Annotated in this window: 4 protein-coding genes and 1 rRNA gene; 2 read left to right on the top strand and 3 right to left on the bottom strand. The window is 73.4% G+C overall.

Translation table 11 applies throughout. From position 1 onward, the window contains the following. Positions 1 to 68, top strand: a 5S ribosomal RNA gene (rrf, locus tag HZS56_RS39255); the annotation flags it as partial. 78 nt (positions 69 to 146) lie between these two features. Here the strand turns inward: rrf and HZS56_RS37430 are convergent. Both HZS56_RS37430 and HZS56_RS37425 read right to left on the bottom strand, forming a co-directional pair. Then, positions 147 to 809 (bottom strand): response regulator, encoded by a 663-nt coding sequence (locus HZS56_RS37430; protein ID WP_216725261.1) that lies wholly within the window; start codon positions 807 to 809, stop codon positions 147 to 149. Continuing rightward, positions 806 to 2,089, bottom strand: coding sequence for a sensor histidine kinase (locus tag HZS56_RS37425; RefSeq protein WP_253915532.1), 1,284 nt, complete (start codon positions 2,087 to 2,089; stop codon positions 806 to 808). The genes HZS56_RS37430 and HZS56_RS37425 overlap by 4 nt, the downstream gene beginning before the upstream one ends. Before the next feature lie 94 nt (positions 2,090 to 2,183). Between HZS56_RS37425 and HZS56_RS37420 the strand changes: the two genes are divergently transcribed. Then, positions 2,184 to 2,753 (top strand): GNAT family N-acetyltransferase, encoded by a 570-nt coding sequence (locus HZS56_RS37420; protein ID WP_216725259.1) that lies wholly within the window; start codon positions 2,184 to 2,186, stop codon positions 2,751 to 2,753. 99 nt (positions 2,754 to 2,852) lie between these two features. Here the strand turns inward: HZS56_RS37420 and HZS56_RS37415 are convergent. Further along, a partial coding sequence (locus tag HZS56_RS37415; RefSeq protein WP_374201248.1) for a type IV secretory system conjugative DNA transfer family protein occupies positions 2,853 to 4,091 on the bottom strand: 1,239 nt, incomplete at its 5' end.

The raw sequence follows: 4,091 nt of genomic DNA, 5'->3' as shown, positions 1-4,091 counted from the left end.
AAGCTAAGCCTTACAGCGCCGATGGTACTGCAGGGGGGACCCTGTGGGAGAGTAGGACGCCGCCGAACAATTATTGCAAGGAAGCCCCGTACCGGGATGGTACGGGGCTTTCTGCGTTGTATCGGTGGATCTCCTGCTGCCCTTTCTCATCCCACCAGCTTTGTCTCGTACGCCAGGATGACGGCCTGGACGCGGTCCCTCGAGCTGGTTTTGGCCAGGATGCGGCCCACGTGTGTCTTGACCGTCGATTCGGCGAGGTGGAGGCGCTCCGCTATCTCCGTGTTGGTCCAGCCCTGCCCCATCACCCGCAGGATCTCGGTCTCCCGGTCGGTGAGAGCGGCCAGGCGGGGATCGGGAGAGTCCGCCGGTGCCGTGTCTCCGGTCGGCAGGTGGTGGACGTAGGCGTTGAGGAGGCGGCGGGTCAGGCCGGGAGCCACCACCGCGTCGCCGGCTGCCACCGCGCGGATGCCGGCGAGCAGCTCTTCCGGCTGGGCGTCCTTGACGAGGAAGCCGGAGGCGCCGGCGCGGAGGCCGGAGTAGGCGTACTCGTCGAGGTCGAAGGTCGTGAGGATGAGGACGCGGGTGCGGTCGCCGCTCGCGACGATGCGGCGGGTCGCTTCGATGCCGTCGAGTCCTGGCATGCGGACGTCCATGAGGACGACGTCGGGGTGGAGCCTTGCCGTCATCCGGGTGGCTTCGGCGCCGTTCGTCGCCTCGCCGACGACCGTCATGTCGTCCTGGCTCTCCAGGAGCATCCGGAAGCCGAAGCGCTGGAGTGGCTGGTCGTCGGCGATGAGGACGGTGGTCACTGCTGGGGTTCCTCCGGGAGGTGTAGGTGGACGCGCCAGCCTCGTTCGGGGGCGGGGCGTGGGCCGGCTTCCAGTGTGCCGCCGTACAACGAGGTGCGCTCCCGCATTCCGGGCAGACCGCGGCCGCCTCCGGCGGACGGGTCCCGCGGGCCCCCGCGGCCGGTGTCCGTGACGGTGAGGGTGACGGCGCCGTTGCTCGCGTAGGAGAGAGCGACGTGGGCCGTGGCGTCGGGGCCGGCGTGCTTGAGGGTGTTGGTGAGGGCTTCCTGGACGACGCGGTACAGGGTGAGTTGGCGGCCCTCGGGAAGGGCGGCCTGGCCCTGGACGGTCGTGTGGACGGGGAGGCCGGCCTTGCGGACGCCGTCCAGGAGGCGGTCGAGGTCGGTGAGGGCGGGCTGGGGGGCCAGTTCGGCGTTGCCGGTGGGGGCCTGGTCGTCGTCGCGCAGGACGTCGAGGAGGCGGCGGAGTTCGGCGAGGGCCTGGCGGCTGGTGCTGCCGATGGCGTCGAGGGCCTGGGCGGCGCGGTCGGGGGACTTGGCGGCGGCGTAGCGGCCGCCGTCGGCGAGGCCGGTGATGACGGAGAGGTTGTGGCCGATGATGTCGTGCATCTCCCGTGCTATGCGGGCGCGTTCGGCGGCGGCGGCGAGCCGGAGCTGCTGGTCGCGCTCGGTCTCCAGACGGCGGGCGCGGTCCTCGAGGGCCTCGGTGTAGTCGCGCCGGGTGCGGACGGTGATGCCGATGAGGACGGCCACGCCGATGGACAGGAGCTGCCCGCCGAGCTGCTGGTTCCACGGGCCGGCGCTGTCCCCGTAACGGGCGAGCGTGACACAGGTGGGGGCGGTCACCACCGCCACCGACCACCACAGGTTGCGCAGCGGTACCCGGAGGGCGACGTGGTGGACGAGGAGGAGTTGGAGGAGCGCGGCCTGGAGGGCGGCGCCCGTCCAGGCGCTGACCAGGGCCGCGGGCAGGGTGGCCAGGAGGGCGGCCCGGGGGTGGCTGCGTCGCCAGAGGAGGGGGACGGAGAGGGCGAGGCTGAGCACGAGGACCAGGGCGACCGGGACGTCGGTGTTGTGGGCGACTCTGCGCCAGCCGTCGGACGCGTCGATGAGAGCCGCCACCACCCAGAACCCGGCGAGGTGCAGGTCCCACACGAGCGGGCGGCGGCGGTCGAAGGCGCGGACCCGCCGGTTGACGCGCTGGACGTACTCGGTGAGGGGCTCGGCCGTCCGGTCCTCCGGGACGGGTGGCGGGGTCGGCGCGGGGTGCACGGGGTCCATCCGACCATGGTCGGGGGTCCGCGGCCGGTGGGCGTAGGCCCTGCGGCCGTATATGAGATGAGGCGCCTGGTACCCGGGTACTACCGTGACCGGCATGAGTGTCTCGGTCCCGGGTGACTACGTGATTCGCTTCATACGCGCCGACGAGTGGCCCGCGGTGAAGGAGCTGCGGCTGCGCGCGCTGCGGGACCCGGTCGCGGACCTCGCGTACCTGGAGACGTACGACGACGCGGCGGGCCGGCCGGACTCCTTCTGGCAGGAGCGGGCCGCCCGGAGTGCCGAGGGGGCGCCGGACGGGTCCGGGGTGCGGCAGATCGTCGCGGAGGGGCCCAGCGGGCTGTGGATCGGCACGCTGACGGTGCTGGTGGAGGAGGCCGGGACGACGGACTGGGCCGGTTTCGCGGTGGATCGGCGGCAGGGGCACGTCGTCGGAGTGTTCGTACGGCCGGAGTGGCGGGGGAGCGGGCTGGCCAAGGCGCTGTTCGACGCCGGCCTGGAGTGGGCGTGGGCGAACGGTGCGGAGCGGGTGCGGCTCATCGTGCATCCGGAGAACGGGCGGGCGCTGGCGGCCTATCGCAGGGTGGGGTTCGTGCCGAGCGGGCGGACGGTGCCGCTGGTGGGCGGGCCCGGTGACCACGAGCTGGAGTACGTGCTGGAGCGCTGACGGCGGGTTCCTCCGGCCGCTGTGGGCCTGGAGCCCGGAGGGGGAGTCAAGACGGGGAGTTCAGACCCGGAGTTCAGACCGGGAGTTCAGACCGGGAGTTCAGACCGGGAGTTCGTCGTGGGGCCAGCGGGCTCGGGCCTGTTCGCGGGAGCGGAGCAGGGCCAGGGTCGGCATGCCCGCCTCCGCGCCGGTGGCCAGCAGCCCGGGAAGCTGGGGGAAGGGGGCGACGGCCGCGACGTCGTCCAGGACGAGGGCCAGTGGTGGGTCGAGGCGACCGGAGGATGACCGTTCGGCCATGCGCCGGCCGCGCTCGACCACGCTGGAGACGAGCGCCGTCAGCAGCGGCATGGCGCCGGGGCTCGTCCGGGGGTCTTCGATGGATTCCCCCACCACGTAAAGGGTTCCCTGTTCGTGAATGAAGGAATCCAAGGTGAGGGCATCAGTTCGGTTGGGTGTGCAGGACTCTCGGATGTTGACGGTGGAGAGGGCGGCGAGGGCCCGGGTGGTGAGCTGCTGGGCCATGTCCCGGCGTTCGGGGTGGGCGGTGAGGGCCCCCTCGAGTTCGCCGGCGGAACCGGGGGCGGCCTTGGGGTGGGTGCGCAGGACGCGTACGGCGTCCTGGATCTGCAGGCCCTGGGACCAGCGGTGGACGTGGCGGACGGTGCGGCCGTCGATGGCGGCGGCGTGGAGGTAGCTGCGCAGCAGCAGTTCGGCCGTGTCGCCGAGTGCCTGGTCGAGGCGGGCGGCGGGGCGGACCGGGGCGAGGAGGGCGGCGGCCCTGCTCGCGGCCGTCGGTCTGTCCTCGCAGCCGACGGTGGGGGACCAGTGGAGGCGGGCCGGGGTGTCGCAGAGGTGGGTGGGGTCGTAGAGGAGGACCGGGCCGAGTTTGGCGCGGGCGTCCTTGGTGTCCGTCCACAGGGCCGGGGCGGAGGTGATGACGAGGGCGGCGCCCTCCGCGTCCCGCAGGGCCTGGGCCGCGGTGGAGTGCCGCATGTCCGGCGGGCCGTAGTGCACCGCGTTTCCGGGGCGGGCCGTCTCCCAGTCGCCGGGTCTTCTGCCGCCTGCAGCGGGGAGGGAGGCAGGGGCCGAGGGCTCCGTCTCCGGGGGCACCGGGGCCTTCGGGGCCTCCTGGATCCGCGTGGCGTCCGTGGGTTCGGGCTCCTGCTGCGGTGCTCTCGGTGTCGGCACCTCGTGGACCACCGGCTCCGGCTCCCGGTCCCGCGTCGGCCGTGGGGGCGGTGACTGCACTGCTTCCGACCCCGACCCCGGCCCCGACTCCAACCCCCCCCCCCCCCCCCGCCCCGGCTCCCCCCCCCCCCCCCCCCCCCCCCCCCCCCC

This window comes from Streptomyces mayonensis, assembly GCF_018982965.1.
Lineage (GTDB): Bacteria > Actinomycetota > Actinomycetes > Streptomycetales > Streptomycetaceae > Streptomyces > Streptomyces mayonensis.
The sequence above is the reverse complement of the archived record's forward strand: the minus strand, read 5'-3'. Positions and strand labels throughout refer to the sequence as shown.